The sequence below is a fragment of the Stenotrophomonas sp. 10N36 genome (assembly GCF_056395005.1).
Genome location: NZ_JBFTIS010000003.1, coordinates 1 through 26,479, shown reverse-complemented (window position 1 = coordinate 26,479; position 26,479 = coordinate 1). Strand labels below are relative to the sequence as shown.

Annotated in this window: 30 protein-coding genes; 17 read left to right on the top strand and 13 right to left on the bottom strand. The window is 65.5% G+C overall.

Going from position 1 to position 26,479, the window contains the following annotated elements; all coding sequences use genetic code 11:
* Positions 1–156 precede the first annotated feature (156 nt).
* A complete protein-coding gene (gene speD, locus AC1DCJ_RS05105; protein WP_025874620.1) occupies positions 157–951 on the bottom strand; it encodes an adenosylmethionine decarboxylase in 795 nt (264 codons plus the stop codon).
* A 147-nt stretch (positions 952–1,098) separates the two neighbouring features.
* Here speD and crp point away from each other — a divergent pair, with 147 nt between their 5' ends.
* Positions 1,099–1,788: a cAMP-activated global transcriptional regulator CRP gene (gene crp, locus AC1DCJ_RS05100; protein WP_038685793.1), complete on the top strand. Its 690-nt coding sequence runs from the start codon at positions 1,099–1,101 to the stop codon at positions 1,786–1,788.
* Positions 1,789–1,992: 204 nt separating this feature from the next.
* Entirely contained in the window at positions 1,993–2,754 is a 762-nt protein-coding gene (locus AC1DCJ_RS05095; RefSeq protein WP_141057800.1) for a sulfite exporter TauE/SafE family protein, read from the top strand.
* A gap of 55 nt (positions 2,755–2,809) precedes the next feature.
* Here the strand turns inward: AC1DCJ_RS05095 and AC1DCJ_RS05090 are convergent, their stop codons facing one another.
* The 5 genes from AC1DCJ_RS05090 to AC1DCJ_RS05070 form a co-directional block, all read right to left on the bottom strand.
* Positions 2,810–3,526: a haloacid dehalogenase-like hydrolase gene (locus tag AC1DCJ_RS05090; RefSeq protein WP_137190605.1), complete on the bottom strand. Its 717-nt coding sequence runs from the start codon at positions 3,524–3,526 to the stop codon at positions 2,810–2,812.
* Positions 3,523–4,326, bottom strand: a complete 804-nt coding sequence (trpC, locus tag AC1DCJ_RS05085) for an indole-3-glycerol phosphate synthase TrpC (RefSeq protein ID WP_141057802.1) — start codon at positions 4,324–4,326, stop codon at positions 3,523–3,525. Before trpC ends, AC1DCJ_RS05090 begins: the two co-directional genes overlap by 4 nt.
* 65 nt (positions 4,327–4,391) lie before the next feature.
* Positions 4,392–5,429: an anthranilate phosphoribosyltransferase gene (gene trpD, locus AC1DCJ_RS05080; RefSeq protein ID WP_478070285.1), complete on the bottom strand. Its 1,038-nt coding sequence runs from the start codon at positions 5,427–5,429 to the stop codon at positions 4,392–4,394.
* 32 nt (positions 5,430–5,461) lie between these two features.
* The gene (locus tag AC1DCJ_RS05075) at positions 5,462–6,040 is read right to left on the bottom strand and encodes an anthranilate synthase component II (protein ID WP_137190606.1); all 579 of its coding nucleotides are present in this window, start codon (positions 6,038–6,040) and stop codon (positions 5,462–5,464) included.
* 2 nt (positions 6,041–6,042) lie between these two features.
* Complete coding sequence (locus AC1DCJ_RS05070) at positions 6,043–6,831, bottom strand: SIMPL domain-containing protein (protein ID WP_141057804.1); 789 nt, start codon at positions 6,829–6,831, stop codon at positions 6,043–6,045.
* Positions 6,832–7,461: 630 nt separating this feature from the next.
* On the opposite strand from AC1DCJ_RS05070, the gene AC1DCJ_RS05065 reads away from it, so the two are divergent.
* Genes AC1DCJ_RS05065 through AC1DCJ_RS05055 form a run of 3 tightly spaced genes read left to right on the top strand, consistent with a single transcriptional unit; the run spans position 7,462 to position 9,343 of the window.
* Positions 7,462–8,583 carry a PAAR domain-containing protein gene (locus AC1DCJ_RS05065; protein WP_478070284.1) on the top strand — a complete coding sequence of 374 codons (1,122 nt, stop codon included), beginning with the start codon at positions 7,462–7,464 and terminating at the stop codon, positions 8,581–8,583.
* Positions 8,568–9,074 (top strand): hypothetical protein, encoded by a 507-nt coding sequence (locus AC1DCJ_RS05060; protein WP_478070283.1) that lies wholly within the window; start codon positions 8,568–8,570, stop codon positions 9,072–9,074. Before AC1DCJ_RS05065 ends, AC1DCJ_RS05060 begins: the two co-directional genes overlap by 16 nt.
* A 35-nt stretch (positions 9,075–9,109) precedes the next feature.
* Positions 9,110–9,343 carry a hypothetical protein gene (locus AC1DCJ_RS05055; RefSeq protein ID WP_478070282.1) on the top strand — a complete coding sequence of 78 codons (234 nt, stop codon included), beginning with the start codon at positions 9,110–9,112 and terminating at the stop codon, positions 9,341–9,343.
* 103 nt (positions 9,344–9,446) lie between these two features.
* Here AC1DCJ_RS05055 and AC1DCJ_RS05050 read toward each other — a convergent pair whose 3' ends face one another.
* On the bottom strand, positions 9,447–10,235 hold the full coding sequence (locus AC1DCJ_RS05050) for an SIMPL domain-containing protein (RefSeq protein WP_478070281.1): 789 nt from the start codon (positions 10,233–10,235) through the stop codon (positions 9,447–9,449).
* 472 nt (positions 10,236–10,707) lie between these two features.
* Between AC1DCJ_RS05050 and AC1DCJ_RS05045 the strand changes: the two genes are divergently transcribed.
* From AC1DCJ_RS05045 to AC1DCJ_RS05030, 4 genes are all read left to right on the top strand, one after another.
* Entirely contained in the window at positions 10,708–10,962 is a 255-nt protein-coding gene (locus AC1DCJ_RS05045; protein ID WP_478070280.1) for a PAAR domain-containing protein, read from the top strand.
* A 33-nt stretch (positions 10,963–10,995) separates the two neighbouring features.
* Positions 10,996–11,601, top strand: a complete 606-nt coding sequence (locus AC1DCJ_RS05040; protein ID WP_478070279.1) for a hypothetical protein — start codon at positions 10,996–10,998, stop codon at positions 11,599–11,601.
* Between the two features lie 254 nt (positions 11,602–11,855).
* Entirely contained in the window at positions 11,856–12,254 is a 399-nt protein-coding gene (locus AC1DCJ_RS05035) for a hypothetical protein (RefSeq protein WP_141057807.1), read from the top strand.
* A gap of 100 nt (positions 12,255–12,354) precedes the next feature.
* Positions 12,355–12,810 carry a hypothetical protein gene (locus tag AC1DCJ_RS05030; protein WP_478070278.1) on the top strand — a complete coding sequence of 152 codons (456 nt, stop codon included), beginning with the start codon at positions 12,355–12,357 and terminating at the stop codon, positions 12,808–12,810.
* Between the two features lie 109 nt (positions 12,811–12,919).
* On the opposite strand, the gene trpE is transcribed toward AC1DCJ_RS05030, so the two are convergent.
* From trpE to AC1DCJ_RS05000, 6 genes are all read right to left on the bottom strand, one after another.
* Entirely contained in the window at positions 12,920–14,395 is a 1,476-nt protein-coding gene (gene trpE, locus AC1DCJ_RS05025) for an anthranilate synthase component I (protein WP_478070277.1), read from the bottom strand.
* A gap of 171 nt (positions 14,396–14,566) precedes the next feature.
* Entirely contained in the window at positions 14,567–15,499 is a 933-nt protein-coding gene (gene yegS / locus AC1DCJ_RS05020; RefSeq protein ID WP_478070276.1) for a lipid kinase YegS, read from the bottom strand.
* 556 nt (positions 15,500–16,055) lie between these two features.
* Positions 16,056–16,649, bottom strand: a complete 594-nt coding sequence (locus tag AC1DCJ_RS05015; RefSeq protein ID WP_478070275.1) for a hypothetical protein — start codon at positions 16,647–16,649, stop codon at positions 16,056–16,058.
* A 9-nt stretch (positions 16,650–16,658) separates the two neighbouring features.
* Positions 16,659–17,144, bottom strand: a complete 486-nt coding sequence (locus tag AC1DCJ_RS05010; protein ID WP_478070274.1) for an N-acetyltransferase family protein — start codon at positions 17,142–17,144, stop codon at positions 16,659–16,661.
* A 3-nt stretch (positions 17,145–17,147) separates the two neighbouring features.
* A complete protein-coding gene (rpe, locus tag AC1DCJ_RS05005; RefSeq protein ID WP_038685783.1) occupies positions 17,148–17,825 on the bottom strand; it encodes a ribulose-phosphate 3-epimerase in 678 nt (225 codons plus the stop codon).
* A gap of 43 nt (positions 17,826–17,868) precedes the next feature.
* The gene (locus tag AC1DCJ_RS05000) at positions 17,869–18,198 is read right to left on the bottom strand and encodes a J domain-containing protein (protein ID WP_313245000.1); all 330 of its coding nucleotides are present in this window, start codon (positions 18,196–18,198) and stop codon (positions 17,869–17,871) included.
* Positions 18,199–18,340: 142 nt separating this feature from the next.
* On the opposite strand from AC1DCJ_RS05000, the gene AC1DCJ_RS04995 reads away from it, so the two are divergent.
* From AC1DCJ_RS04995 to AC1DCJ_RS04960, 8 genes are all read left to right on the top strand, one after another.
* Positions 18,341–19,267, top strand: a complete 927-nt coding sequence (locus AC1DCJ_RS04995; RefSeq protein ID WP_038691715.1) for a phosphoribosylaminoimidazolesuccinocarboxamide synthase — start codon at positions 18,341–18,343, stop codon at positions 19,265–19,267.
* Positions 19,268–19,464: 197 nt separating this feature from the next.
* The gene (locus AC1DCJ_RS04990) at positions 19,465–19,947 is read left to right on the top strand and encodes an Mpo1 family 2-hydroxy fatty acid dioxygenase (RefSeq protein ID WP_478070273.1); all 483 of its coding nucleotides are present in this window, start codon (positions 19,465–19,467) and stop codon (positions 19,945–19,947) included.
* Positions 19,948–20,373: 426 nt separating this feature from the next.
* Positions 20,374–23,202 (top strand): monovalent cation/H+ antiporter subunit A, encoded by a 2,829-nt coding sequence (locus AC1DCJ_RS04985; protein WP_313245003.1) that lies wholly within the window; start codon positions 20,374–20,376, stop codon positions 23,200–23,202.
* A complete protein-coding gene (locus AC1DCJ_RS04980; RefSeq protein WP_141057816.1) occupies positions 23,202–23,591 on the top strand; it encodes a Na+/H+ antiporter subunit C in 390 nt (129 codons plus the stop codon). Before AC1DCJ_RS04985 ends, AC1DCJ_RS04980 begins: the two co-directional genes overlap by 1 nt.
* Complete coding sequence (locus AC1DCJ_RS04975; RefSeq protein ID WP_313245004.1) at positions 23,588–25,123, top strand: monovalent cation/H+ antiporter subunit D; 1,536 nt, start codon at positions 23,588–23,590, stop codon at positions 25,121–25,123. Before AC1DCJ_RS04980 ends, AC1DCJ_RS04975 begins: the two co-directional genes overlap by 4 nt.
* Positions 25,120–25,626, top strand: coding sequence for a Na+/H+ antiporter subunit E (locus AC1DCJ_RS04970; RefSeq protein WP_314403900.1), 507 nt, complete (start codon positions 25,120–25,122; stop codon positions 25,624–25,626). The genes AC1DCJ_RS04975 and AC1DCJ_RS04970 overlap by 4 nt, the downstream gene beginning before the upstream one ends.
* Entirely contained in the window at positions 25,623–25,907 is a 285-nt protein-coding gene (locus tag AC1DCJ_RS04965) for a K+/H+ antiporter subunit F (protein WP_038685776.1), read from the top strand. Before AC1DCJ_RS04970 ends, AC1DCJ_RS04965 begins: the two co-directional genes overlap by 4 nt.
* Positions 25,904–26,281 (top strand): Na+/H+ antiporter subunit G, encoded by a 378-nt coding sequence (locus tag AC1DCJ_RS04960; protein WP_038685775.1) that lies wholly within the window; start codon positions 25,904–25,906, stop codon positions 26,279–26,281. Before AC1DCJ_RS04965 ends, AC1DCJ_RS04960 begins: the two co-directional genes overlap by 4 nt.
* Positions 26,282–26,479: the final 198 nt, after the last annotated feature.

The window sequence follows — 26,479 nt, the reverse complement described above, 5'->3', positions numbered from 1 at the left end:
GCCAGACACAAAAAACGGCCCGGTGTCTTCACACCGGACCGTCATCGGTTGGCTTCCGTGGCGCCAGGTTCTACGCGACCCTGACACCCCGGCGCGGGGCCGTCCCGCCTGTGCAGCACCGCCACGGGTTGCCCCGGGCGGCTGTCACCTGTCGCATTACTCGGCCAGGTTGCGGCCGTGGAACAGCTCTTCGATCTCACGACGCAGCAGCGCCTCGATCTTCATGCGTTCCTTGAAGGAGATGTTCTTGGCCTTCTCTTCGAACAGGTACTGGTCCAGGTCGAAGTCCTTCAGGTGCATCTTCGTGTGGAAGATGTTCTCCTGGTAGACGTTGACGTCGAACATCTCGTAACGCGACTTGATGTTCTTGGCCAGGAAGTTCTGGATCGAGTTGATCTTGTGATCGATGTAGTGCTTCTTGCCCTTCACATCACGGGTGAAGCCACGCACGCGGTAGTCCATGATCACGATGTCCGATTCCAGACTCTCGATCAGGTAGTTCAGCGCCTTCAACGGCGAAATCACGCCGCAGGTGGCCACGTCGATGTCGGCGCGGAAGGTGGCGATACCTTCCTGCGGGTGCGTTTCCGGATAGGTGTGCACGGTGATGTGCGACTTGTCCATGTGCGCGACCACGGCGTCGGAGATCAACTCCTTGCCGGCCTGCTTCTTGTCGATCACCGGCTCTTCCGAGATCAGGATCGTCACCGAGGCACCCTGCGGATCGTAATCCTGGCGCGCCACGTTAAGGATGTTGGCGCCGATGATCTCGGCGACATCGGTCAAGATTTGAGTAAGCCTGTCGGCGTTGTACTCTTCATCGATGTATTCAATGTAACGCTGACGCTCCTCTTCGGTGCGCGCGTAACACACGTCATAGATGTTGAAGCTCAGCGCCTTGGTGAGGTTGTTGAAACCCTGCAACCTGAGGCGAGGCAACGGCTTGACCACGGCGGTCGATCCTGTGAGTGGTGGGAAAGGGGGAATTATGGGGCAAAGTGATCGGGGGCGAAACTTGCATTGACACGAGTAGCTGTGCTTTGTTTGCCCTTAACAAATCGGATCGTTAAGCTCGCGGCACATAGCCGTGAATTGTTCATGAGCAAAGGGAGCGCCTCAACCGTGTCAACTGTGCGCCTTGCCGCAAGTCCATTGGCCCTGGATATCGCCACCATCGACCGGTTTCTGGCCCACAGCCATCGTCGCCGCTATCCCGCCCGTACCGACGTGTTCCGCCCCGGAGACCCGGCTGGCACCCTTTATTACGTGATCAGTGGCTCGGTCTCTATAATTGCTGAGGAAGAGGACGATCGCGAGCTGGTCCTCGGCTACTTCGGTTCAGGTGAGTTCGTCGGCGAGATGGGCCTGTTCGTCGAATCGGACCGCCGCGAGGTGATCCTGCGCACCCGCACCCCCTGCGAACTGGCTGAAATCAGCTACGAGCGCCTGCACCAGCTGTTCCTCGGCCCGCTCTCGGCCGATGCCCCGCGGTTGCTGTATGCGCTGGGCCAGCAGATCTCCAAGCGCCTGCTGGACACCAGCCGCAAGGCCAGCCGGCTGGCGTTCCTGGACGTCACCGACCGTATCGTGCGCACCCTTCACGACCTGTCCCGCGAGCCGGAGGCCATGAGCCACCCGCAGGGCACCCAGCTGCGCGTGTCACGCCAGGAACTGGCCCGGCTGGTCGGCTGCTCGCGTGAAATGGCCGGCCGCGTCCTCAAGAAGCTGCAGACCGACGGCCTGCTGCACGCCCGCGGCAAGACCGTGGTCCTGTACGGCACCCGCTGACGCCCCGCGCGCGGGGTAGAGCCGACCGTTGGTCGGCTACCCGGCACGCCACCCGGCATCCCGCCGGGCCCGACTGCCCACGGTTGCCGGCCAGCGGCCGGCACTACCCGGCAGCACCCACCCGGCATCCCGCCGGGCCCCGACTGCCCACAGTTGCCGGCCAGCGGCCGGCACTACCCGGCTGTTTCCCGGTAGGCTGGTGGCATGGAGCTTGGCAGCGAATTCTATTGGTTCATCCTGATCGGCCTGGGCGCGCAGCTGGTCGACGGCGCCCTGGGGATGGCGTTCGGGCTGATTTCGTCCTCGATCCTGCTCAGCATGGGCCTGCCGCCAGCGGCGGTCAGCGCCAGCATTCATACCGCGGAAGTCTTCACCACCGGCGCGTCCGGGGTCTCCCACCTGGTGGCCGGCAATGTCGACCGGCGCCTGTTCCTGCGCCTGGCCATTCCCGGCGCGGTGGGCGGGGTCGTAGGCGCTTATGTACTGACCCAGCTGCCGGGTGAGTTCATCCGCCCGTTCATCTACTGCTACCTGCTGGTGCTGGCGATCTTCATCCTGCTGCGCGCGGCCGGGCGGCTGATGCCAGCCCAGGAAGTGAAGCGGGTGCCGGTGCTGGGCTTCTTCGCCGGCCTGCTGGATGCCAGCGGCGGCGGCGGCTGGGGACCGGTCGCCACCTCCACCCTGCTGGCCCGGGGTGGCCAGGCCCGGACCACCATCGGCACGGTCAACGCCGCCGAATTCGTGGTCACCCTGGCGGTATCGATCACCTTCCTGCTGACCATGGGCCTGCAGTACCTGAACATCGTGGCTGGCCTGCTGATCGGCGGGATGATGGCCGCGCCGGTCGCCGCGCTGCTGGTGAAGCGGGTCAAGGAGCGCTGGGTGCTGGTCGCCGTGGGCGTGCTGGTCCTGGCCATCAGCCTGTTCCAGATCGGCCAGGCCGTGCTGCAGTGGCGCGCCGCCTGAGCCGGTTGCGTCATCCCGCAGGGGATGACACCAGACGCATCCTCAATCGCGTCGCTTAGACCGGATCGCCCGCTCGATCGACGCAGCCCCAGTTGAGGATCGGCGTGCCCGGCGGCAGCACCTGGCGGAAGTGCGCCACCCGCGAGGCCTTGGGGTTCACCACCACCGGCGCCTTGGCGGCCAGCAGCAGCGGCAGGTCGGCACTGCTGTCGGAGTAGGCGATGGCGATTTCGCCGTAGCCGCGCTCGCGCAGCATGCGCATCTTCTCTTCGTTGTGGCAGTGGCGGGTGGCGATCACCGCGCCCAGGCACGGGCCAACTTCGGTACCAATCACCGGCACGCCCTGGTGGGCGACGAAGGTGAGGATGGCGCGCGCCAGTTCCGGCGGCGCGCCGGTGGCCACCACCACCCGGTCGCCCTGCTCACGGTGCTGGGCGAACACATCCAGCGCCACCGGCAGCAGCCGGCGGCGGATGTCGGCCTCATGGGTGAGCACGTAGCGGTCGATGGCCTTGTTGAGGTCACGCGCACGGTGCAGGCCGAAGGTAGCGATCCACACATACCCGGAAATGCCGCGGCGGCGGGTGGGCAGCAGCGCCACCAGCGGGCCCAGGATCGGGGTGGCAAGCAGCGCGGCCAGCAGCCGCAACGGGTTGCGCTTGATCAGCCAGGCAAACAGATGGCTGCCCGAGTCACCGTCATACAGGGTGTGATCGAAATCGAAGACCACCAGCGGGGCGTCGTCGCGCGGCGTTGGGTAGATCGCAGTCATGCGCTGAAGAATAGCTGACGCAGGCCCTCGCCGGGCTCTTCCACCCGCATGAACGCCTCACCGACCAGGAAGGCATGCACGCCGGCGTTGCGCATCAGGCTGACGTCGTCGGCGCCGAGGATGCCGCTTTCGGTCACCAGCAGGCGATCGCGCGGCACCGCCTGGCGCATGTCCAGGGTGGTCTGCAGCGAGACCTCGAAGGTGCGCAGGTTGCGGTTGTTGATGCCGATCAGCGGCACCGGCACCTGGATGGCGCGCTCGAGCTCGTCGATGTCGTGCACTTCCACCAGCACGTCCATGCCCAGCTGCATGGCCAGGTCGGACAGTGCGGCCAGCTGGCGGTCGTCCAGCGCCGCCACGATCAGCAGGATGCAGTCGGCGCCGAGCACGCGCGCCTCGTACACCTGGTAGGCGTCGATCACGAAGTCCTTGCGCAGCACCGGCAGCGTGCACGCGTCGCGGGCCTGCTGCAGGTAGGCATCGCTGCCCTGGAAGAAGTCCACGTCGGTCAGCACCGACAGGCAGCTGGCGCCGCCGAACTCGTAGCTGACCGCGATGTCGGCCGGGCGGAAGTCGGCCCGGATCACGCCCTTGGACGGGCTGGCCTTCTTCACCTCGGCGATCACCGCCGGGTTGCCGGCGGCGATCGAGGCGCGCAGCGCGTCGGCGAAGCCCCGCACCGGCGGCGCCTGCTCGACCCGGGCGATCAGCGCCTCCAACGGCACCTGCGCGCGGCGCGCAGCCACTTCTTCGGCCTTGCGGGCCAGGATGGTGTCGAGGATGTCGCTCTTGTCGCTCATGTCAGTCAGGGTCCTTCAGGCCGGCCATTATCGGCCAGCCATGGGCAAAGCGTGAAACGGACGGCTCAGCCGTCCGCGCGGATGCGCTGGGTGGCCGCCACGTACTGCGCCATGCGCGAACGGGCGCTGCCGTCGGCAATGGCCGCCCGGGCGCGGGCCAGACCGTCGGCGATGCTGTCGGCCACGCCGGCCACGTACAGGGCCGCGCCGGCGTTGAGGGCCACGATATCCAGCGCCGGGCCGGGCTGGTTGTCGAGCACCGCGCGCAGCATGGCAATGGATTCCTCCGGATTGGCCACCTTGAGGTTGCGGCTGGCCGACATCGCAATGCCGAAGTCTTCCGGGTGGATCTCGTACTCGCGCACCTTGCCGTCGCGCAGCTCGCCCACCAGCGTGCCGGCGCCGAGCGAGATCTCGTCCATGTTGTCGCGGCCCCACACCACCAGCGCGCGTTCGGCGCCCAGCTCGCGCAGCACGCGCGCCTGGATACCGACCAGATCGGGGTGGAACACGCCCATCAGCACGTTGGTGGCGCCCACCGGGTTGGTCAGCGGGCCCAGGATGTTGAAAATGGTGCGTACGCCCATCTCACGGCGCACCGGTGCCACGACTTTCATCGCCGGGTGGTGCATCGGCGCGAACATGAAGCCGATGCCGGTCTCGGTGATGGCGCGGGCCACCTCATCCGGGCGCAGGTCGATGATCGCGCCCAGCGCTTCCACCGCATCGGCGCTGCCGGACTTGGACGACACGCTGCGGTTGCCGTGCTTGGCCACCTTGGCCCCGGCTGCCGCCACCACGAACATCGCGCAGGTGGAGATGTTGAAGGTGTGCGAGCCGTCGCCGCCGGTCCCCACAATGTCCACCAGATGGGTCTTGTCGTCCACCGGCACGGCCAACGCCAGCTCACGCATCACCGTGGCCGCGCCGGCAATTTCGCCCACCGTTTCCTTCTTGACCCGCAGGCCGGTGAGGATCGCGGCGGTCATCACCGGCGAGACGTCACCGCGCATCACCTGGCGCATCAGGTCGACCATTTCGTCGAAGAAGATTTCGCGGTGCTCGATGGTGCGCTGCAGGGCTTCCTGGGGGGAGAAGGTCATGCGGGGTCCTTTGTGGTGCGGGTGCGGCGCGCTCAGCGCTGCAGGAAATTCTTCAGCAGGGCGTGGCCATGCTCGGTGAGGATCGACTCGGGGTGGAACTGCACGCCTTCGACCGGGTGCTCGCGGTGGCGCAGGCCCATGATCTCTTCGACGCTGCCGTCCGCGTTCTCGGTCCACGCGGTCACTTCCAGGCAATCCGGCAGTGTGGTCTTGTCCACCACCAGCGAGTGGTAGCGCGTGGCCTGGTAGCGGTCCGGCAGACCGGCGAACACGCCCCGGCCCTCATGCCGGATCGCGGAGGTCTTGCCGTGCATGATGTTCCCGGCGCGGATCACATCGCCGCCGTAGACCTGGCCGATGCTCTGGTGGCCCAGGCACACGCCGAGGATCGGCGTGGTCGGGCCGAGCCGGCGGATCAGCTCCAGCGACACACCCGCTTCGTTGGGCGTGCACGGGCCGGGCGAGATCACGATGCGCTCGGGGGCGAGCGCGGCGATCTCATCGACGCTCAAGGCGTCATTGCGCACCACCTTGACCTCGGCGCCCAGCGTCTGCAGGTACTGCACGAGGTTGTAGGTGAAGCTGTCGTAGTTGTCGAGCATCAACAACATGGTCAGGGTCCGTCTTGAATGAGGAAAATGGCGTACACGTTTTCGGTGTACGTGATGGGCGCGGCGGTGAGCAGTTCGCCGCCCGACGACGCGCGATAGCGCGATCCGGTCACGGCCACCTTGTCCAGCGTTGCGCTTTCTCCGCCGGAGCCGAAGCCATCCCGGCCGGGCGTGCCCCAGGTGCCGGCCTGCACGCCATAAGCGAAGTTCGGCGCGACGTCGGAAATGCTGTACAGACCGGTGATCTTCGTGCCGTAGGCGCCAGCCAGGCCCTTGGCCGATTCGCGCGTCTGCGCGGCGGCCTCGGCCTTCAGTTCGCCACGCAGGCGGCTTTCACCCGAATACGTGGGTTCAGCGGTACTGACCTGGACCTCGCGGCTGGCCTTCAGCTCGCCCAAGAAGGCTTTCAGCGCCTGCGCGTCCGGGAATTCGGCCTTCAGGTCGCGCCGGGCGGCGGTGCCGTTGAACACCTCCTCATCGTTGCGATAACGCGTAGAGGGCGCGATGCTCAGGTTGGCGGCGCGCACGCTGCCGTCGATGGCGCCATGCTGGGCAAACAGCTGCAGCACCCGCTCCGCGTTGGCCTGTACACGGGCGCGGGCGGTGTCGGTCTGCATGTCGATCGATTCCAGCGCCACCTTCACCGTGAAGCGGTCCGGCATCACCGTGCGGGTGGCACTGCCCTTGACCAGCAGATGGGGCTGCGAGGGAATGGTATTGGCCTGCGCCCACACGTTCGGGGCCACCATGGCCAGCGTCGACGACAACAGCAATGCGCTCAGCAGCTTCATGCGGTATTCCTTGTCTTTGGTGAGGAAGGGTGGCCGTGTACGACGGTCGATGAACAGACAGCCCGGATCCGCAGCGACAGCGCATGCGGCCCCCTGCCGCACGCAGCCGGAGGCCGCGTCGGGGAACAAGCACTTTGCTGGGGTACGCCATGGTGCAGCACTGCATCAGCTCCTGTTTGAGGGAGCCGCCGTGCCGGGGAGCGTTGAACTGGATCTTGCCCGCCGATACGGCGGCAAGGTGCGGTCCGGGACCGCGACGACCTGCCGCTTCCTATTGGAAGCGCCACCACTTGGCTACGTTGTTCAGCGCGGTGCAGGTCATGGGATAGCTCTGAGGTTTCAAGCGGATGCAGAGGCCCTGAGGGGCCGTTGCGGCGTACGCGGCTAAGCGTATCAGATCCCGGCTGCCGGGGCGCGGAGGATGCGGGCAGGTCCAGATCGGGGCATGGAATTCAGGGGCAGCGGCACGGGTGACGCAATTGCCACGGCAATGATGGGGCTGCGTCCCAGAGCAGCGGATTGACCCCCGCTGGTCTGTGACCCGCCCTGCAATTACCGACCTGCGCAGTTGAGGCCGCCATTCCTGACCGCCACCCTTCCCCGCAGTTTCAGCAGCATAGGAGCGCCAGGATGGCGCGAGTATTCATCGTCGTGGGCGACGGACTCAGCAGTGGCGGCAGTGTGGTCACCGGTTCGCCGTTCACCGATATCGACGGGCAGCCCATGGCCCGCGTGGGCGACCGCACCCTCTGCCCGGCGCACGGCCCTGGCACCATCATTACCGGCGATGGCACGCTGATTGTGGATGGCAACGCAGCGGCCAGGCAGGGTGACTGGGTGAGTTGTGGGTGCCAGTTGATTGCGGGGCGCCAGTCGTTGGTGTTTGTGGATGAGGGCGCATCTACTGCAAGAACAGCGGCCACGCCACGACGAGAAACACCACACCAACCAGACGCCACGATTCAATCTGCGTCACCGGCCTCAACAACGCGGTCCGAGCTTGGCCGGCGCCGACCAACGGGGCCGGCTTGCTGGGCCGCTGACCACAGCATCAGGGTCGCGGCGAATGCGCATGGCCGCTACTATCAAGTCTATGGTCCTGGAGGAGCAGCCCGGAACTTCAGCTTTGAGCGTCGATACCGGATCGCCATTCCGCTGCGCAGCACTGGCGATGTTGACGTCATTGTGAAGCTCAAGATTGCACGCTTGGAGAGCACCCAGGAACCCCGTGTCACGGAAGCTCATATCAATGCACTGAAAGCACGGATGGAGAGAGGCATTGAGGAGCTATGGAACGATAAATTCACGTTGGCAGTGACCGACCCGTTGTGTGGCGAGCGGACCTTCCCCATAAGGTACAAGGTCGAATGGGTGACCAGTGGGCACGACTACACGATGAATGTTGCTGCAACTTCGGTGCACGAGAATGTTGTGAGCTTGCAGGTGAACGTCTGGAAAGACACCGATGCCTGGACACTTGCCCACGAGTACGCGCATTGCGTTGGGATTGCTGACGAGTATGCCTACGCCGATGAAGATTGGACCCTACGCTATTATGCAAGCGACGGCACACTTGCCGAAGTGGTTATCCAACTTCCTGCGGTCAAACCCGCATCTGATCCAACAGCCACCATCATGTCGACTTCAGGAAGCACCACCACAGAAACAAGACATGCCTGGCCAATCGCCCTGGAAGCACAGAAGGCGCTCAGCGTCGCGATAGGAAGGGAATTAACATGCACCATCAGTTGATCCTTCATGCCGCCATCCTCTTGAGCAGCAGCGCAAGCACGGAGATCCAACCCATGAATACAAATCCGGACTTTGAGGTCAGTGCCGCCTGCTCAGAAACTTCCCGCTGTATTTTTGATCATGACGATGTTGATTTCATTGTCACCGTAAGAAATGTCAGCAACACGGCGATCAAGTTCCCTCTGGAGTTCATTCAACACGGCGGCCCGTACATCGTCCTGCATGACAACAGGCGCGAATACTCAGAATCGGTCCCATCGGGCATGCGGGATGAGAAGTTGCTGAACAACGTTACCCTCCTCCAACCAGGTCAATCTGCTTCGGTACCGGGATCGATCAGCGCCGCCCAGCTTGAGGAGTGGGGCGGATCATCTGTGGATCTTACGGCGAACATAAAGATATCCGCTCCGCTGGACGGAACCTTCAAGTTCCGCCTGATCGGTGAAACCACGCTCCGTATCATAGGCAAGGACGTCGAGGAAAGCCGCTGAATCAGGCCTGTGGCATCTGTCGAGTAGCACCTTGTATGGCGTTCCTGTCGAACGTCACGGTAGTGGCGCCCGACCAGTCCGTTTCGATATCCGGCCTCATCACCCGGCACGAACTCGAAGCGTTTGGCGGGCGGCACCTGGACGTGACCGCAGAGGTGTCAATCAATGCGCCAACGGACGGCAGCCGTAATTTTCGGCCGATGGGCACTGCGACCCTCCGGATCGTCAGTGCCGATGTGTCGCAGCGTGTGGATCCCGTGCACCGGTGATATCACGGCGGTAGACGCGCATCAGCTTGGACGCCCGATGCGTAGTTGCGCACCGCGACCAGCGCCTGCAGGTGTCTGTCGCAGTTGTCGTGCATCAAGAGAGTCAGCGTCCATCTTGGATAAGGAAGATGGCGTACACGTTTTCGGTGTACGTGATGGGGCCGGATTTGATGACTTCCCCACTGTCGCTGAAGCCATCCTGCGCCGGCGCGCCCGCCGGGCTTGGCTTGGGTGGGGACAGGTTCCTGACCGGCGGCGGCGCAGCTTGCCCGCGCGGCCATTCGCCCGCCTGCACGCCATAGGCGAAGTCCGGAGCGACATCGGAAATGCTGTACAGGCCGATGACCTTTGCGCCATAGGCGCCCGCCAGGCCCTTGGCCGACTCGCGGGTCTGCGCGGCGGCCTCGGCCTTGAGCTCGGCACGCAGCATCGCTTCCGCGGAATAGACGGGACTCTGGGTGGACACCTGCACTTCCTGGCTGGCCTGCAGCCCACCGAGGAACCGCTGCAGGCTCGCGCCATCGGCGAAACTGGCCTGCAACGACTGGCTCACCGAGATGCCGACGAACACGCTGGTGCCGTCCTTGTAGCGGGTCTGTGGACTCACCTGCAAATTCTCGGCCTTCACGCTGTCAGCCAACGCCCCGTTGCGCTCGAACAGCGCAAGGACTTGGCGCCCGTTCTCCTGCACGCGGCGGCGTGCAGCTTCGGTCTTCAGGTCCACCGACACCAGCTGCACCGACACACCGAAGCGATCAGGCATGACCTGGCGCGCAGCCTCGCCCTTGACCAGCAGGTGCGGCTGCGAAGGAATGGTATTGGCCTGCGCCCACACGTTCGGGGACATCATGGCCAGCGTCGACGACAGCAGCAGTGCGTGCAGCAGCTTCATGCGTTTGATCCTTGTCTTTGGTGAGAAATGGTGGCGGTGCACGACGACAGAAAAACGGATGGGCCGGACCCGCATCGAAAACGCATGCGGGCCCCTGCCGCGCGCCGCCGAAGGCCGCACCGGTGAACAAGTACTATGGGAGAGTACGCCATGGTGCAGCACTGAATCAGCTCCTCTTGGGAGAGCCGCCGTGCCGGGGAACAGTGAACTGGATCTTGACCGCAGATATGGCGGCCGGGTGCGGTCCCGGACCGAGACGACCTGCCGCCTGCTATTGGAAGCGCCCCCACGTGGCTACGTTGTTAAACCGGGTGCAGGTCATGCGATTACTCGGCTTTCGGTATGTCTGGAGAAAGCCGGGCAAGGGGCCCCCCATCCGTGATCCGGCCAGCAGATCGCGCGCGCTGCACTTGCGAGCGCGATGCTGTACCCCTACCGTGTCCGCACTTCAAGGAATCTGGGAGACGCCAGGATGGCGCGACTGTTCATCGTTGTGGGCGACAGTCTTAGTGGTGGCGGCACCGTGGTAAGCGGCTCGCCGTTTACCGATATCGATGGATCGGCGATGGCCCGCGTGGGCGACCGGGTCATCTGCAAGGCCCACGGCCCAGGCTCGATCGGCTCCGGCGATGCCCGGCGCGAATGCATCGAGCATTCCGCATCTCGATTCCCTTGCCATCTCGAACTGATGTGGACATTCGGGCACCCCGGTAGTGCCGACCGCTGAAAAGCCGTCGCCGACGCACCCACGGAGACTGACGTGATCGTTGAGGAAGCACGCGTGGCCTGTCGCCATCGAGGCCCAGGAATTCTTGACGACAGCGATCGGGAGAAGAATCAAATGCACCGTTACCTAGCCCTGGGATGCGCCGTTATGTTCAGCACCTGTCTTTCCGCCAAGGAGCGAGCAATGGAGTACGACCCCGACTTTTCGGTAAATGTAGTCTGCAGAGACAATCCGAAGTGCTTTTTCACACACAGGGATCTCCACTTCGACGTTGTCATCAAGAACAACAAAGAAGCGACGATCCAGCTCCCCTTGGAGTTCATGCGCAATGTCGGACCGATGCTGACACTCCACGACAACCGCTCGAGGCGCTCCAAGACCATCCCACTCGGCATGCCCGATGCGGCGCTTCTGTCAAACCTGACGATCGTTGGACCTGGCCAGTCCGTGTCCATCCCCTGCTACATAGGCGCTGCAACCCTAGAGAGAATGGGCGGCACGGCGGCCGATGTAACCGCCGTGGTCAAGATCGGCGCACCGCTGGCAAAGTCAACCGAATTTCACATTATTGGCCGCGTGGATTTCCGCATTACGGGCACCGACGTTTCCAAACATCAGCTGCCAGGCAACGAGCTCTAGCCCGCCCCAGCGACTCCATCTACGCCACTCTTCGTCGCCCTACCCCCATCACCCGAGCGATCATAAGGGGATGGCCTATTGCCAGGATGGGTCAATTGCCGACCATGAAAAACCGGAAGAAGTGTAGATTGCACGGCTGCCTCATTCTTTTCGCAAGCATGCTTTTCTGTTGCGAGGCCGCCCCCGGAAAATCAACCACGCAGGCAGGCACCGGCTTCGTGGTGAGCGCCCTTTGCGGAGGAACTTCCCCATGCATGTTCAACAACAAAGACAACGTTCGCTTCGAGATCACGATCAGGAATACTCAGAAGAAACCTGTCCAGCTCCCTCTTGAGTTCATGCGCAGCGTGGGTCCCCGCATCGTCCTGCATGACAACCGTGCTCGGCACAGCAGGAAGCTGTCGCGGAACATGCCAAACGCCGCATTGCTGTCGAACGTCACGGTAGTGGCGCCCGACCAGTCTGTTTCGATATCCGGCCTCATCACCCGGTACGAGCTCGAAGCGTTTGGCGGGCGGCACCTGGACGTGACCGCAGAGGTGTCAATCAATGCGCCAACGGACGGCAGCAGTAATTTTCGGCCGATGGGCACTGCGACCCTACGGATCATCGGTGCCGATGTGGCGCAGGCTCTGGATCCTGCGCGCCGGTGACATAAGGTTGGCAGGCGGGAAGGAGTATCGAGTGAGGCGTCAACTACTCTTCTGCTTCGCAATGAGCGTCAGTGGCCTACTCAGTGCGGAAGATCGCCCCATGGACAGCAATCCAGACTTCGACGTATCTGCCGCCTGCAGGAACCAAACGCCCTGCGTTTTCAGGTCGCGCAACATCCATTTCGACGTTTTCATCAAGAACAAGTCGGACGCCCCGATCCAGCTGCCGTTGGAGTTCATCCGCCATGCCGGTCCGATGGTCAAGCTGCGTGACAACCGCAGCCCCCGCTCCCTGATCCAGCCGACGCACATGCGAGATGGTGCCCTGCTGTCAAACCTGACGGTGCTGGCGCCCGGCCAGTCTGTCACCGTTGCGGGACTTATCGACGCGTCCTACCTGAGAAATTGGGGTGGCGCCTCAGCGGATGTAACCGCCATTGTCACACTCGGCGCTCCACTGGGCCAGGCGACCGAATTCCAACTCATCGGCACCACTCAGTTCCGAATTTTGGGCACTGACGCTGCGAGCAAAGCCAGCAGGCAAGACAAGCGCTAGTGACAGCAAGACACGCGCCTGGTGCCGCAGTGCATTCATACGTGCCGCCACGTGCGCTCATCAAGCGTTGTGGCGGCACGATTGAGGGGCGCCGCTGGAGCGCGCCGACTTACAGGCCCTTGGCCGCCTGCGCCACCGCACGGAACAGCGCGCGGCCCTTGTTCATCGTCTCGTCCCATTCTTTGCCGGGATCGGAGTCGTACACGATGCCGGCACCGGCCTGTACGTGCAGGCGACCGTCCTTGATGACGGCGGTGCGGATCGCGATGGCGGTGTCGGCATCGCCATGCCAGCCGATGTAGCCGATGCTGCCGGCGTAGACGTTGCGCTTGATCGGCTCCAGCTCGCGGATCACTTCCAGCGCGCGGATCTTCGGTGCACCGCTGACGGTGCCGGCCGGGAAGGTTGCACGCAGCACGTCGGCGTAGCTCAGGCCCGGTTGCAGCTTGCCGGTCACCTCGCTGACGATATGCATGACGTGGCTGTAGCGCTCGATCACGAACTGCTCGCCCACTTCCACCGTGCCCGCCTGCGAGACGCGGCCGGCATCGTTGCGACCCAGGTCGATCAGCATCAGGTGCTCGGCGCGCTCCTTGGGATCGGCCAGCAGTTCGGCTTCCAGGGCGTTGTCTTCGTCCACCGTGGCCCCGCGCGGGCGGGTGCCGGCGATCGGGCGCACGGTGACGTTGCCGTCCTGCAGGCGCACCAGGATCTCGGGCGAAGAGCCCACCACCTGCACGTCACCGGTATCCAGGAAGTACATGTACGGCGACGGATTCAGCGCGCGCAGCGCACGGTACACATCCACCGGGCGTGCCTTGAACGGCACGCTCAGGCGCTGGCTGAGCACCACCTGGAAGATGTCGCCGGCGCGGATGTATTCCTTGGATTTGTCGACCGCGGCAATGAAGCCCTCGCGGGTGAAGCCGGACACGAAGTCGTTCTCGTCGAGCACGTCGCGGGTGATCGGTGCCGGGTAGCCCGCGCCCGGTGCACGCAGCTTGGCCACCAGCGCATCGAGCTTGGCCTGTGCCTGGTCCCACGCTCCGGGCTGGCCCGGGTCGGCGTGCACGATCAGGTACAGGCGGCCCTTGAGGTTGTCGAACACCGCCAGCTCTTCGGAGTGCAGCAGCAGGATGTCCGGCGTGCCCAGTTCGTCGCGGCCACGCGGCGGCGCCAGGCGCGGCTCGATGTAGCCGATGCACTCGAACCCGAACCAGCCCACCAGGCCGCCGGTGAAGCCTGGCAGGCCGGCCAGCTTGGGCACCGAATGGGCGCTGCGCAGCGCCTCGACCTCGGCGAACGGGTCGGCCACCTCACGGGTTTCGACCACCTGGCCCGATTCGCTGATGGTCAGGGTGTGGCCGTGGAAGGCATACACCCGGCGCGCCGGCAGGCCGATGATGGAATAGCGCCCGAAGCGCTCGCCGCCCTCGACCGATTCAAACAGATAGGTATGCGGGCCGTCGGCGAGCTTCAGATAGACCGAAAGCGGCGTGTCCAGGTCGGACAGCACTTCGCGGACGACGGGGATGCGGGTGTGGCCTTCAGCGGCCTGCTGCTGGAACTGCTCGAACGTGATCAAGACGACTTTCCTTCCGGGATGCGGCGGGGGTGGGACGGACGACGGCAACAGGCCACCATCGCCACCAACGGCGAGCGGAAGAAAGGGTATGCGGGGTCGTCAGAATGGACACCCGGTGACTGTATCGCAGCTGGGGGTGCCAGGGAAACCCTGGCGCGCAGGCCCGGTGCGTCAGGGCGGCGACAGCAGGTGGCTGCCCGGGTGCAGGTGCATGCGGACCCGCGCGGCCACGCATTCGATGCGGAAATGGCGGGCCTTCACCGGCTCACCGTCCAGGTTGAGGGTGATCGACTGGTCCGCCTCGATCTCCACCCACGGCGCGCGGGTGCGATGCGCCACCTGCTCCAGCGCCCCCTGCTTGCCGCCCTTGAGCAGCGCGCCGATGGTCGAGGCGACTTCGCCGGTGAGTTCGGGAATCACGGTGACATCGAGCAGGCCGTCGTCGATCACGGCATCCGGGCACAGCACCTGCCCGCCGCCGGCCTGGCGCCCGTTGCCGATGCCCAGCGCGATGAAGCCGCCCTCCCAGTCGAAGCCCGGCGCGCGCAGGCGTGCGCGGATCGGGTCGATTCGGCCCAGCCGCGAGATGCCGGTCACCAGATAGGCCAGGCCGCCGAGCACCTTCTTCAGGCCTTCGTCGGTTTCCACCGTGACCTCGGTTCCGAACCCGCCGCTGGCGACATTGGCACACCACCAGTGCTTGCCGTCGGCATCGATGTTTAGCAGGTCAACCGGGCGGGCGGCCTCCTGCGCGATCAACGTCAGTGCTTCCAGCGGCGCATCGGGGATGCCGGCGGCGCTGGCGAAATCATTGGCGGTACCCAGTGCAACCAGCCCCAGCGAAGGCAGCACGTCGGCGGGCTCCGGCCGGTGCGCGAGGGTCTCGGCCACTTCGCTCAGGGTGCCGTCACCACCGGCGGCGATGATGGTATCCACGCCGTGATCGATCGCCTCGGCCACGTAGCGCTCGGCGTCGCCGTCCTCCCAGGTCACCCGCACCTCCAGCTGCACACCGCGCTCGCGCAGGGCGTGCACGGCCTCGCGCAGATCCGTGTTGCCGGTGGACTTGCCGTTGAGGATCAGACGCCAGCGCGGGGTGGTCATGCAGAGCTACCAGGGAGGTGGACGGCCAAGGCTAGCAGCGCCCGACGGCGGACCCGGTGAAGTCGGCGAAACCGTTCAGCCGAGCGCAATGACCGCTACTCTGACGGGACGCTAGTTCCGTGCACATCGGCTCGTAGGCGGCGACGGCGAACTCATCATCCGTGTCGAATTCGTCAGTCGCATCACGTTCCTCAAAGCACATGTATCGAGGGTTGTTCCAATCATCGAGCAGGATGGGCTGCACAACGCTGCGGATATCCGTTGTCTCGACGTGGTAGCCGCCAAATGGCAGGTAACCGTGCGCGGATCACACCAGATTCAGGCGCACCTGGCGCATCTGCCGCACCTGCACGCCCTGCCAGCAGTAGCACGTCGCCGCCACCACACCCAGCGCCAATGACGACATCATGTGTCATGTCTTTGTCACTAATGGCCCGGAGAATGGAAGTCCATAGCAGGGACGATGGATGGAGGCAGGATCAGCCTCCCGCAGTTCCCAGGGCCGTACCAGCAATGGTGCGGTCCTTTTTTTTTGCGTGCCAGCTCGGCTGCGTGCTCAAAGATAGGCCTCGATGGCGCTATGCAACAGGCAGCTGTCGAAGGCGTCGATACCGCGCAGCATCCCTTCATCGATCGCGTGCGCCTGCAGCAGGGCGGCGAGCGCCGGGAGGCCGGACGCGAACGTGCGTTCCACCCGGGTTTGCGGGTCGCGCAAGGCGACGTCGTAATCGAAACCGTAGGCGGTTTCAGTGAAGCGTACGGCATGGGTGATCAAGCGCAGTTCGTGAACACCCTGCGCGCCCGGAAGAACATGGGCAAAAAGGCGCATTCCGGGCTCCGCCGCTTCAAGCTCCGCAGCCATCGGACGCCCCTTTGCGATCAAGGCGAACGGCGGCAAGGGATGCTGACGCCTCCACAGGGCGACGGCGCGTTCAACGTCATGGCCGGTTGCACGCAGAGCGGCGGCAGCCTGTGCTGCGTCCACACCCGTGCGTCGCATGTAATCGGCACCGAGCTGACGCACCACGTACGTATGGGCGTCATGCAGATGGCCGCCGGAGGCCTCCAGCGCCTGCCTGCAGAGTGCGATGGAGGCCGGCAATACCTGGCGGAGTGAAGCGATCGCGCTTGTCTTCGAGACCTCAACCATCTGGGCAGCCTAGCCGGCAAACGCCTTCAACGCCTCACCTTCCATCCGGTACACCGTCCACTCGCTCTGCGGCTTCGCGCCGGCCGCTTCATAGAACTTGATCGCCGGTTCGTTCCAGTCCAGCACCGACCATTCGAACCGCCCGCAACCTTCAGCCACGGCGATGCGTGCGATGTGCTGCAGCAGCGCCTTGCCGGCACCGCTGCCGCGGTTGTCCGGGCTGACGTAGAGGTCTTCCAGGTAGATGCCGTTGCGGCCCAGCCAGGTGGAGTAGTTGTAGAAATACACGGCGTAGCCGATGGCCGCGCCGTCGGCTTCGCAGATCAGCGCGTGCGCCTTGGCATCGGGCCCGAACAGGCTGGCGCGGATGCCGGCCTCGTCGGTCTGCACCGACGACTCGGCCTTTTCATAGATCGCCAGTTCGCGGATGAAGCGCAGGATCAGCGCCGCATCGTCGGCGGTGGCCACGCGGAGGGTCACAGTGGCCGCCGTCATGGCTCAGCCCCGCGCCTGGGCGACGTTCTGGCGCATCTGCGCGATCACGTCCTGGTAGCTGGTCTTGGCGTTGAAGATCGCCGAGCCGGCCACGAAGGCGTCGGCACCGGCGGCGGCGATCGCCCCGATGTTGTCGGCCTTCACCCCACCGTCGATCTCCAGGCGGATGTCGCGGCCGCTGGCATCGATCTTCTGGCGGACCACGCGCAGCTTGTCCAGCGCCGACGGAATGAACGCCTGGCCGCCGAAGCCCGGGTTGACCGACATCAGCAGCACCAGGTCCAGGTCGTCAAGCACCCAGTCCAGGATGTCCACCGGGGTGCCGGGGTTGAGCACCAGGCCCGGCTTGCAGCCCAGCGAACGGATCAGCTGGATGGTGCGGTGGACGTGGCGCGAGGCTTCCGGGTGGAAGCTGATGTAGGTGGCACCGGCCTCGGCGAAGTCCGGGATGATGCGGTCCACCGGCTCCACCATCAGGTGCACGTCGATCGGCGCGGTGACCCCGTGCTTGCGCAGGGCCTGGCAGACCATCGGGCCGATGGTCAGGTTGGGCACGTAGTGGTTGTCCATCACATCGAAGTGCACCCAGTCCGCACCGGCGGCGAGCACGTTGTCCACTTCCTCACCCAGGCGGGCGAAATTGGCGGACAGGATGGAGGGGGCGATGATGCAGTTGGACATGGCCGGGGCCTTCAGTACTTGGAAAGGGGCGCCCTGCGCGCGCTCAGCGCTTGCGCAGGGTCTTGATGCGGTCGTAGGCGGCGTTGAGCTGGCGCGACTTGCGCTCGGCCTGCTGGCGCAGCTCCGGGGCGGCGCCGACCACCTTGTCGGGGTGGTACTGGGACATCAGCCGGCGGTAGGCCAGGTCGATCTCGGCGTCGGTGGCCTCGGAGGTCAACCCCAGCTCGCGGTAGGGGTTCTCCTTGTTCAGGCGGAACCAGTCGGCGTCGAAGGCATGCCCGAGCAGCAGCCCGACCACGGCACCAAACAGCGGATTGGGCCTGAACAGCAGGGCCCCGGCGATGAATCCGAGCAGTTTTCCGTACCAGCGCATGGGGGTCTGGGCGGCCGTGGCAACAAAGGAGCCTCATTTTACGTCACAGCGGGCCCAACCCGCTTTACACTAGGCCGCCCGCTGTCTGTGCGGGCCCTCAGGGTCCCTTGGACGGCTGTCATGACAAGCCCCAGGAGTGCCCGTGCCGACCACGTTGTTGCAATCCGATCTCCCCGGCCTGCCCTTGCGCCATCGCGGCAAGGTGCGTGATGTTTTTGACATTCCGCGCGACCGGCTCCCCGCCGGCACGCCGCCGGGGGAGTACCTGCTGATGGTCGCCACCGACCGTCTGTCGGCCTTCGATGTGGTGCTGCCTGATCCGATCCCGGGCAAGGGCGAAATGCTCTGCCAGGTGTCGAACTTCTGGTTCGCCAAGACCGCCCACCTGATGCCCAACCACCTGACCGGCATCGACGTGGCCAGCGTGCTGCCTGACGGCGTGGACCCGGCCCTGTACGCCAAGCGCGCAGTGGTCACCCGCAAGCTCAAGCCGGTGCCGGTGGAAGCGATCGCCCGCGGCTACCTGATCGGCAGCGGCTGGAAGGATTACCAGCGCACCGGCAAGGTCAGCGGCATCGACCTGCCCGATGGCCTGCGCCAGGCCGAGCAGCTGCCGGAGCCGATCTTCACCCCCTCGACCAAGGCCGCCGTGGGCGACCATGACGAGAACATCGATTTCGATGCGATGGTGAAGGCCGTGGGTGCGGATCTGGCCGAGCGCGTGCGGGATGCCACCCTGCGCATCTACAAGTTCGCCGCCGATTACGCCCGCGAGCGCGGCATCATCCTGGCCGACACCAAGTTCGAGTTCGGTACCGATGAAGACGGCCGCCTGTACATCATGGATGAGATGCTGACCCCGGACTCCTCGCGCTACTGGCCGGCCGACGAGTACGAGGTGGGCACCAGCCCGCCGAGCTACGACAAGCAGTTCGTGCGCGACTACCTGGAGACGCTGGACTGGGGCAAGACCGCCCCGGGCCCGACCATCCCGGCCGACATCATCGAGCGCACCCGCGCCAAGTACGCCGAGGCGCTGCAGCGCCTGGCGGGGATCAACGTCGACTGATCCGCCCGCGCCCCCGGCCGTGATGGCAGGGGGCGCCCGGGCCGGGGTCGACCGTAGAGTCGACCGTTGGTCGACTGCCTCGGACGTTGGTCGCCTGCCGCGTGCACCGCCAGGAATGTTGTCTGGGCGAGGCGCAGCCGACCAACGGTCGGCTCTACCCGCCGGGGCGGTATGCTGTGCCGATCCTGGGAGGGACCATGACCACCACCACCGTCGCGCGCCCGATCGACCGCTACTTCGCCAGCTATTCCGACGACCACCGGAATGTGCTCAACCAGCACATCCACGTGGTGGCGGTGCCGGCGATCCTCTGGTCGGTGGTGGCCCTGCTGTGGTGCCTGCCGCCGCTGGTGACCTGGTTCCAGAACGGGATCTGGTCGGCCTTTGCGATGTTCGCCGCGTGGTGCTTCTACAACCGGCTGTCGCGTGCGCTGGGCATCGGCATGCTGGTGCTCTTGTTCGTGTTCGGCTGCCTGTGCCGCCTGCTGGAGGCCGAAATCGGCCTGCACAACCTGCTGTGGGTGGCCATCGGCGTGTTCGTGGTGGCCTGGATCGCGCAGTTCATCGGCCACAAGGTTGAAGGGCGAAAGCCGAGCTTCCTGACCGACCTCACCTACCTGTTGATCGGGCCGGCGTGGGTGATGGCCAAGCTGTACCGGCGGTTGGGTGTGGCTTACTGAGGTGCCCCGTGCCGACCAACGGTCGGCACCTACCCGGCTTTTTCGGCGCCTGCCTGGCTTTTTCGGCACCGATCCGGTTTTCGGCAGCTACCCTGGTTTTTTCTGAACGAGATGGATGCTCACCGGCGCGCGACGCGTGGGCGTCCAGCATCGTCGTGGACGGGCCGAGGCATGCATCCGGCGTTCATCTTCGTGCAGGGCGCAGGCCCTGCGGTTACTGGCTTCGGACCCGTTCGAGGGGCCAGATCCGGCAAAGTCGAGCGCGCCGTTCCATACGCCCGTCAGCGGTCTCGAATGGGCACGATCCGAGGGTGGAAAAAATGAATCACGCACGTTACATGCAATTGATGGCGTATTCGGGTGTATCGGCAGCAATTGCCTGCCTGTTAGACTGAACGACCTGCTCGTGAATCGCGTATTCCCTGCATGAATCCCAGCCTGATCCTGCTGCTCGCCCTGCCGTTCCTGATGGCCGTGGCGGTCGCCTCATTCCGCCGCACCTCCCGCTCCACGGCTGCCTGGTTGGCCGCGGCCGCCCCGTTGGGCGGACTGGCGCTGTTGGCCACCATGACCCCGACGATCATGGACGGCGGCATTGTCCGCAGTTTCGGCACCTGGCTGCCCCAGATCGGCTTGGCCTTCTCGCTGCGCCTGGACGGCCTGGCCTGGATGTTCGCCGGCATGGTCCTGGCCATCGGCGCGCTGGTGGTGATGTACGCCCACTACTACCTCAGCGCGCGCGACAGCGCCCACCGCTTCTACTGCTACCTGTTGCTGTTCATGGGCGCCATGCTGGGCATGGTGCTGTCGGGCAACCTGTTGCTGCTGATGGTGTTCTGGGAAATGACCAGCATCAGCTCGTTCCTGCTGATCGGCTTCTGGTCGCACCGCCAGGATGCCCGCGAGGGCGCGCGGATGGCCCTGGTGGTCACCGGCGGCGGCGGCCTGGCCCTGCTCGGCGGCGTGCTGCTGATCGGCCGCATCGTGGGCAGTTTCGAGCTGGATACGGTACTGGCCAGCGGCGATCTGATCCGTGCCAGCGCGCTGTACCCCTACGCGCTGTTCCTGGTACTGGCCGGCATCTTCACCAAGAGCGCGCAGTTCCCGTTCCACTTCTGGCTGCCGCACGCCATGGCCGCGCCCACCCCGGTGTCGGCGTACCTGCACTCGGCGACGATGGTCAAAGCCGGCGTGTTCCTGCTGGCGCGGCTGCATCCGGCGCTGGCCGGCACCGACCTGTTCTTCTATACAGTCAGCGGCATCGGCGCGATCACCCTGCTGATCGGCGCCTGGAACGCGATCTTCCAGCATGACTTGAAGGGCCTGCTGGCCTATTCGACGATCTCGCACCTGGGCCTGATCACCATGCTGTTCGGGCTGTCCAAGCCGATGGCGGTGGTGGCCGGCGTGTTCCACATCCTCAACCACGCCACGTTCAAGGCCTCGCTGTTCATGGCCGCCGGCATCATCGACCACGAAACCGGCACCCGCGACATGCGCAAGCTGGGCGGGCTGCGCCGGTTGATGCCCTTCACCAGCGCACTGGCGATCATCGCCTCGCTGGCCATGGCCGGCATTCCACTGCTCAACGGCTTCCTGTCCAAGGAAATGCTGTTTGCCGAAGCACTGGACGCCGGCGGCCCGGAAACGATGCGCGTGCTGATGTCCATCGCCGCGCTGCTGGCCGGCGTGTTCGGCGTGGCCTACAGCCTGCGCTTCGTGCACGACACGTTCTTCGGCAAGGGCCCGCACGACCTGGACCGGGTGCCGCACGAACCGCCGCGCTTCATGAAGGTGCCGGTGGAGATCCTGGTGGTGGTGTGCGTGGCCGTCGGCGTGGCCCCGGCCATCACCATCGCCCCGGTGCTGCACGCGGCCGCCTCGTCGATCCTGGGCCCGGCGATGCCGGCCTACAGCCTGTCGGTGTGGCATGGCTTCAACACGCCGCTGATGATGAGCATCGCCGGTGTCATTGGCGGTATCGCGCTGTACTTCGGGCTGCGCCGGTTGATCAACCTGCATGCCGTGGTGAGCCGCGCGATCGGCCGCAACATTTTCCACACGCAGCTGGACCTGGTGTTCGGCTTCGCCCACCGGCTCACCCAGGCGCTGGCCAACGGCAGCCTGCAGCGCATGCTGATGGCGCTGGTGGTGGTGGCGATCATCGTCGCACTGGCCCCGTTCGTGGCCAACCCCGGCTCGCCGAACTGGCCCTCGCCGCAGCCGCTGCCGCTGCTCGGCTGGACGCTGTGGCTGGTGATGATGGCCTGCGCGGTCAGTGCGCTGTTCGTGTACCGGCAACGCCTGCTGGCGGTGCTGGTGCTGGGTGGCGTGGGCCTGATGGTGTCGCTCACCTTCGTGTTCCTGTCCGCCCCGGACCTGGCGCTGACCCAGCTGCTGGTGGAGATGGTCACCCTGGTGCTGATGCTGCTGGGCATGAACTACCTGCCCGCCCAATCGGCGCCGGAGCATTCGCGCTGGCGCAAACGCCGCGATGCCCTGATCGCCATCATCGGCGGCGGTGGTCTGGCGGCCGCGGCCTATACCGCCATGACCCTGCCGCCCAACACCATGGCCGGCGAGCTGGTCGCGCGTGCCCTGCCCGAAGCGTATGGGCAGAACGTGGTCAACGTGATCCTGGTGGACTTCCGCGGCTTCGATACCTTCGGTGAGATCACCGTGTTCGGTATCGCCGCCCTGGTGGTGCACGCCATGCTGCGGCGCTCGCGGATGGCACCGGAGCAGATCATGCCGGGCCCGCCGATCAAGCTGCCGGTGCCGGCCGATCTGGCGCAGATCATGTTCCCGCTCACGCTCACCGTGTCGATCTTCCTGTTCCTGCGCGGCCACAACGCCCCCGGTGGCGGCTTCATCGCCGGCCTGGTGCTGGCCGTGCCGCTGCTGATCCAGTACGTGATCCAGGGCACCACCTCGGTGGAGTCGCGGTTCGGCTTCGACTACATCCGCTGCATCGGTGCCGGCCTGCTGATCGCCATCGTTAGCGGCAGTGCGTCGATGCTGTTCGGGGTGCCGTTCCTGACCAGCGGCCACCTGGACCTGCATATCCCGCTCATCGGCGAGGTGCCGCTGGCCAGCGCCATCGGCTTCGATACGGGCGTGTACCTGGTGGTGTTCGGCGGGGCGATGCTGATCCTGTCGATGATGGGCACCATCAAGCCGTCGCGTACGCGCAATGCCCGCAAGGGCGAGATCGATCCCAACCGTCGTTCGGCAAAAACCGGGGAGATGCACTGATGGAACTGGCCCTGGCAAGCGCCATCGGCGTGCTGAGCGCGATCGGCATCTACCTGCTGCTGCGCGCGCGTACCTTCGACGTCATCCTGGGCATGACCTTCCTGTCCTATGCCACCAACCTGCTGATCTTCGCCGGTGGCCGGCTGGTGTCGGGCAAGGCACCGGTGCTGCGCGAAGGCATCGACAGCGACCTGGGCAACTACACCGACCCGTTGCCGCAGGCACTGGTACTGACCGCGATCGTGATTGCCTTTGCGATGACCGCGGTGAGCATCGTGCTGGCCATGCGCAGCCGCAGCGACAACCACAGCGACCACGTCGACGCGCATGAGGAAGAGCAGGACACCGCGCCGGCCGATACCGCGCCGGGCCGGGAGGGCGACGCATGAACCATGCGGTGATCCTGCCCATCCTGATCCCGTTGTTCGGCGCCGCCTGCTCGCTGTTCGTCGAGCATCGCCGGTATGGGCCCAAGGTGCAGCGCACGGTGGCGTGGACCACGCTGGCCGCGCTGGCCGCCGCGGTGGCCCTGCTGTTCGCGCAGACCGCCGATGGCAGCATCGCGGTGTACCTGCTGGGCGACTGGCCGTCGCGGCTGGGCATCGCGCTGGTGGCCGACCGGCTGTCGGCCTGGATGCTGGTGACCACGCTGTTGCTGGCCATCCCGTGCCTGCTGCACGCGTGCTCGGGCTGGGACCGGCGCGCGCCGCACTTCCACGCGCTGTTCCAGTTCCAGCTGGTGGGCCTCAACGGCGCCTTCCTCACCGGCGACATCTTCAACCTGTTCGTGTTCTTCGAGGTGATGCTGATTGCCTCCTACGGCCTGCTGCTCAGCGGCGGCCGCGGCCTGCGCATGCGCATCGGCCTGCACTACGTGGTGTTCAACGTCACCGCCTCGACCCTGTTCCTGATCGCGCTTGGCCTGCTGTACGCCTCGCTGGGCTCGCTCAACATGGCCGAGCTGTCCCAGCGCATCGCCGAGGTACCGGCCACGCACCTGGTGCTGGTCAAGGCCACCATGGGCTTGTTGCTGCTGGTGTTCTGCAGCAAGGCCGCGCTGATGCCGCTGTACCTGTGGCTGCCCGAAGCCTATGCGCGTGCGCCGGCGGCGGTGGCCGCGCTGTTTGCGATCATGACCAAGGTGGGCCTGTACGCGGTGCTGCGGGTCAGTTCGCTGTGGTTCGGCGACGGTGCCGGCCCGATGGCCGGGTACGGCAGCGACTGGCTGCTGTGGGCGGGCGTGGCCACGCTGGTACTGGGCGGGCTGGGCGTGCTGGCGGCGGCGCGGTTGCGGGTGATGATCTCCTACCTGGTGGTGGTGTCGGCCGCGACGCTGTTCATCGCCTTCGCGGTGCGCACGCCCGAGGTGCTCTCCGCCGGTCTGTACTACCTGCCGCACAGCACCTTCGTGGCCGCCGCGCTCTTCCTGATTGCCGACCTGATCCGCCGCCGTCGTGGCGGGGCCAGTGACAAGAAGGAAATCATCGCGCCGATGCCCGGCAAGCAGACCCCGGCCGTGCTGTTCCTGATCGGCGCGGTGGCCGTGGCCGGTCTGCCGCCGCTGTCCGGCTTCCTGGCCAAGGCCGCCTTGCTGGCTGGCATGCCCGCGCAGTACACCGCCGTGGTCTGGACCGCCGTGCTGGGCAGCAGCCTGATGGTGATCGTGGGCATCACCCGCGCCGGCATCCGCCTGTTCTGGCGCGTGCCGGTACAGGAAGACGGCGTGCCCCCGCCGCGCAAGGCCCCCACCCGCACGGTGGAACTGTTCGCCGCCGCGCTGCTGCTGGTGTATGGCATTGCCATGAGCCTGTTCGCCGGCCCGCTGATGCAGCACACCGATGCGATGGCCACCCAGCTGCTGCACCCCGCCGAGTATGTGGGCGAGCTGCGCGCCACCACGCCGGAGATCCGCCAGCCATGACGCGCAGACCCTCGCTGTACAAGCGCCTGATTCCCTCGCCGTCGCTGAGCGTGATGGTGGTGGCGTTCTGGCTGCTGATGTCCGACAGCTTCACCTTCGGCCAGTTCGTACTGGGCATGCTGCTGGGCCTGGTGGTGCCGCTGTTCGCCGCGCGCCTGGACCGCGAGTTCGCCCGCATCGGGTCGCTCAAGCCGGTTCCCAAGCTGCTCTGTGTGACCCTGTGGGACATCCTGGTGTCCAACATCCGCGTGGCGATCCAGGTACTGGGCCCGGAACGCCGCATCCACCCCGGCTTCATCTGGTTGCCGCTGGACATCGCCAACATCCACGGCATCGCCGCGCTCACCAGCATGATCACGCTGACCCCGGGCACGGTGTCGGCCGCGTTGTCCGACGACCGTCGCCACCTGCTGGTGCACGTGCTGCACCTGGACGACCCGGACGCGCTGATCCGGCAGATCAAGCACCGCTACGAAGCCCCGCTGATGGAGATTTTCCCATGACCGGTTACACCTTCATCCAGACCACCATGGTGGTGTGCATGCATGTGGTCGGGTTGGCCATGCTGCTGGCCACCTGGCGCCTGCTGCGCGGCCCCACCGTGCCCGACCGCATCCTGGCGCTGGACACGCTGTCGGTGACGGCCATCGCCGAGCTGATGCTGTTCGGCATGTACCTCAACTCGGCGGTGTATTTCGAAGCGGCGCTGATCATCGCCATGCTCGGCTTCGGCAGCACGGTGGTGCTGAGCAAGTTCGTGCTGCGCCGGGACATCGTGGAATGATCACCTTCATCCAGATCGTGCTGTCGATCCTGCTGCTGTTCGGCTGCTTCTTCATCCTGGTGGGCGCGTTGGGGCTGGTGAAGCTGTCGACCTTCTTCAAGCGCCTGCACGCCCCGACCAAGGCCAGCACGCTGGGCGTGGGCTGCGTACTGGTGGGATCGGTGTGTTACCACATCTTCCTGGGCCAGGATCCGCAGCCGCGCGAGCTGCTGATCACCGTGTTCCTGTTCATCACCGCCCCGATCAGCGCACACATGATGGCCAAGGCGGCCTTGTCGCTGATGATGGAAAAGCGCCCCAGCCTGCCCGGCCATGAAACCGCCAAGGAAGAACAGCTGCCGCCCCCGCGCCCGGAAGGCGAACAGACCCGGTAGAGCCGACCGTTGGTCGGCTGCTCCAATCCACGTCCGGTAGAGCCGACCGTTGGTCGGCTGCCCCAATCCACGTCCGGTAGAGCCGACCGTTGGTCGGCTGCCCCAATCCACGTCCGGTAGAGCCGACCGTTGGTCGGCTGCCCCAATCCACGTCCGGTAGAGCCGACCGTTGGTCGGCTGCTCCCACATCGCACATCG

Bases quoted from the DNA above. Each gene is read 5' to 3' on its own strand.
- crp (WP_038685793.1), top strand. From the start codon at position 1,099: ATGAGCAAAGGGAGCGCCTCAACCGTGTCAACTGTGCGCCTTGCCGCA.
- AC1DCJ_RS05095 (WP_141057800.1), top strand. From the start codon at position 1,993: ATGGAGCTTGGCAGCGAATTCTATTGGTTCATCCTGATCGGCCTGGGC.
- AC1DCJ_RS05090 (WP_137190605.1), bottom strand. From the start codon at position 3,526: ATGACTGCGATCTACCCAACGCCGCGCGACGACGCCCCGCTGGTGGTC.
- trpC (WP_141057802.1), bottom strand. From the start codon at position 4,326: ATGAGCGACAAGAGCGACATCCTCGACACCATCCTGGCCCGCAAGGCC.
- trpD (WP_478070285.1), bottom strand. From the start codon at position 5,429: ATGACCTTCTCCCCCCAGGAAGCCCTGCAGCGCACCATCGAGCACCGC.
- AC1DCJ_RS05075 (WP_137190606.1), bottom strand. From the start codon at position 6,040: ATGTTGTTGATGCTCGACAACTACGACAGCTTCACCTACAACCTCGTG.
- AC1DCJ_RS05070 (WP_141057804.1), bottom strand. From the start codon at position 6,831: ATGAAGCTGCTGAGCGCATTGCTGTTGTCGTCGACGCTGGCCATGGTG.
- AC1DCJ_RS05065 (WP_478070284.1), top strand. From the start codon at position 7,462: ATGGCGCGAGTATTCATCGTCGTGGGCGACGGACTCAGCAGTGGCGGC.
- AC1DCJ_RS05060 (WP_478070283.1), top strand. From the start codon at position 8,568: ATGCACCATCAGTTGATCCTTCATGCCGCCATCCTCTTGAGCAGCAGC.
- AC1DCJ_RS05055 (WP_478070282.1), top strand. From the start codon at position 9,110: ATGGCGTTCCTGTCGAACGTCACGGTAGTGGCGCCCGACCAGTCCGTT.
- AC1DCJ_RS05050 (WP_478070281.1), bottom strand. From the start codon at position 10,235: ATGAAGCTGCTGCACGCACTGCTGCTGTCGTCGACGCTGGCCATGATG.
- AC1DCJ_RS05045 (WP_478070280.1), top strand. From the start codon at position 10,708: ATGGCGCGACTGTTCATCGTTGTGGGCGACAGTCTTAGTGGTGGCGGC.
- AC1DCJ_RS05035 (WP_141057807.1), top strand. From the start codon at position 11,856: ATGTTCAACAACAAAGACAACGTTCGCTTCGAGATCACGATCAGGAAT.
- AC1DCJ_RS05030 (WP_478070278.1), top strand. From the start codon at position 12,355: ATGGACAGCAATCCAGACTTCGACGTATCTGCCGCCTGCAGGAACCAA.
- yegS (WP_478070276.1), bottom strand. From the start codon at position 15,499: ATGACCACCCCGCGCTGGCGTCTGATCCTCAACGGCAAGTCCACCGGC.
- AC1DCJ_RS05015 (WP_478070275.1), bottom strand. From the start codon at position 16,649: ATGGTTGAGGTCTCGAAGACAAGCGCGATCGCTTCACTCCGCCAGGTA.
- AC1DCJ_RS05010 (WP_478070274.1), bottom strand. From the start codon at position 17,144: ATGACGGCGGCCACTGTGACCCTCCGCGTGGCCACCGCCGACGATGCG.
- rpe (WP_038685783.1), bottom strand. From the start codon at position 17,825: ATGTCCAACTGCATCATCGCCCCCTCCATCCTGTCCGCCAATTTCGCC.
- AC1DCJ_RS05000 (WP_313245000.1), bottom strand. From the start codon at position 18,198: ATGCGCTGGTACGGAAAACTGCTCGGATTCATCGCCGGGGCCCTGCTG.
- AC1DCJ_RS04990 (WP_478070273.1), top strand. From the start codon at position 19,465: ATGACCACCACCACCGTCGCGCGCCCGATCGACCGCTACTTCGCCAGC.
- AC1DCJ_RS04985 (WP_313245003.1), top strand. From the start codon at position 20,374: ATGAATCCCAGCCTGATCCTGCTGCTCGCCCTGCCGTTCCTGATGGCC.
- AC1DCJ_RS04980 (WP_141057816.1), top strand. From the start codon at position 23,202: ATGGAACTGGCCCTGGCAAGCGCCATCGGCGTGCTGAGCGCGATCGGC.
- AC1DCJ_RS04975 (WP_313245004.1), top strand. From the start codon at position 23,588: ATGAACCATGCGGTGATCCTGCCCATCCTGATCCCGTTGTTCGGCGCC.
- AC1DCJ_RS04970 (WP_314403900.1), top strand. From the start codon at position 25,120: ATGACGCGCAGACCCTCGCTGTACAAGCGCCTGATTCCCTCGCCGTCG.
- AC1DCJ_RS04965 (WP_038685776.1), top strand. From the start codon at position 25,623: ATGACCGGTTACACCTTCATCCAGACCACCATGGTGGTGTGCATGCAT.
- AC1DCJ_RS04960 (WP_038685775.1), top strand. From the start codon at position 25,904: ATGATCACCTTCATCCAGATCGTGCTGTCGATCCTGCTGCTGTTCGGC.